The sequence below is a fragment of the Thermodesulfobacteriota bacterium genome (genome assembly GCA_040756475.1).
In the GTDB taxonomy this organism is placed as follows: domain Bacteria; phylum Desulfobacterota; class Deferrisomatia; order Deferrisomatales; family JACRMM01; genus JBFLZB01.
Genome location: JBFLZB010000020.1, coordinates 1 through 1028 on the forward strand (window position 1 = coordinate 1; position 1028 = coordinate 1028).

Genomic DNA, 1028 nt, shown 5'->3' on the forward strand with positions numbered 1-1028 from the left:
GGGAGAGGGAGGCCGGTGCCCCCGCCCCACGGGAATCGCAAGACCCCCCGGCCGCCTGACCCCGCCGGCCCCCCCCCCGGTCGCTCTTACCGCTGGCACCATTCGCCGCTCGGCCAGGGACCCTGCGCCCCCGCAGGAGCGGCCCTGGCCGCGATCCGGCCCTCGGCACGACCTGTCGCGGGCAAGCCCGCCCCTACAGAAGCCACTTGCCCCTGCGCTGTCCACCTTGTGGGAGCAGGGACCGTGCAGGGGCCGCTACGAACCGGACGAAGGGCGACTGCTCCCTCACCGCTTCCGCGCCCGCTCCTTCTGCAAGGCGTGGATGGGGCACGCCCGCCGTTCGGTGCAGTAGTCCGTGGGATTGAGGCACCGGGGCTCCGCCAGGGGGATGTCCTTGGCAGACTTGTGACACCGGAAACGCCTCTGGGAGTGCTCGGCAGCGGCGAAGTCCATGGGTCAGCCCGCCCTGGCACACCGCGCCGCGCGGTCGGGGTCGGGCACCCCGGCCACGCGCAGCACGCTCATGAGGGGGCACCACTTCGTAAATGCCGACTGGAAGAGGTTCAAGCCCACGAAGGCGGTGAAGAGGTGCCAGTAGGCGCTGTGGAGGTAGCCGAGGGCCAGGGAGAGGAGGACGAAGAAGCCGGCGGCGAGCCGAAGGGAATCGTTCACGGTCATGGGTGTGCTCTCCTGGGGAGGTTGGGGTCACGGGGGATCGAGCGGTTGGATGCCTCGTGCCGGCGGAGGTTACGCGACTTGCCCGTCCAGGATCCACCACCTGATCTTGGGGCGGGGTCCGGGAGTCCTGGAGCGCAGCCCCGTGCCGCCTCGACCAAACTGCGGCAGCCCGGCGAAATCGGTGTGGCTCGGCGCACCGGCTCCCTTGGTGACGCTCCTTCCGAACGTCGCGGATTGCGGGGCGAAGCGCAGGGGCTCCCGGACCCCGCTCGCCACCGAGGCGGTGAATCGTGGCCGTGGGGGCCGGCGGAGAAACAAGGCCCGCCCGATCGAGATAAACACAAACCAAG

General features: G+C 70.6%; 2 protein-coding genes. Both read right to left on the reverse strand.

Annotated elements, in window-relative coordinates:
- Positions 1-285: 285 nt before the first annotated feature.
- Positions 286-453: a hypothetical protein gene (locus AB1578_04650; protein MEW6487190.1), complete on the reverse strand. Its 168-nt coding sequence runs from the start codon at positions 451-453 to the stop codon at positions 286-288.
- A 3-nt stretch (positions 454-456) separates the two neighbouring features.
- Positions 457-678: a DUF2892 domain-containing protein gene (locus AB1578_04655; protein MEW6487191.1), complete on the reverse strand. Its 222-nt coding sequence runs from the start codon at positions 676-678 to the stop codon at positions 457-459.
- Positions 679-1028: the final 350 nt, after the last annotated feature.

Coding starts and splice junctions, on each gene's coding strand:
- AB1578_04650 (MEW6487190.1), bottom strand. CDS start 453: ATGGACTTCGCCGCTGCCGAGCACTCCCAGAGGCGTTTCCGGTGTCAC.
- AB1578_04655 (MEW6487191.1), bottom strand. CDS start 678: ATGACCGTGAACGATTCCCTTCGGCTCGCCGCCGGCTTCTTCGTCCTC.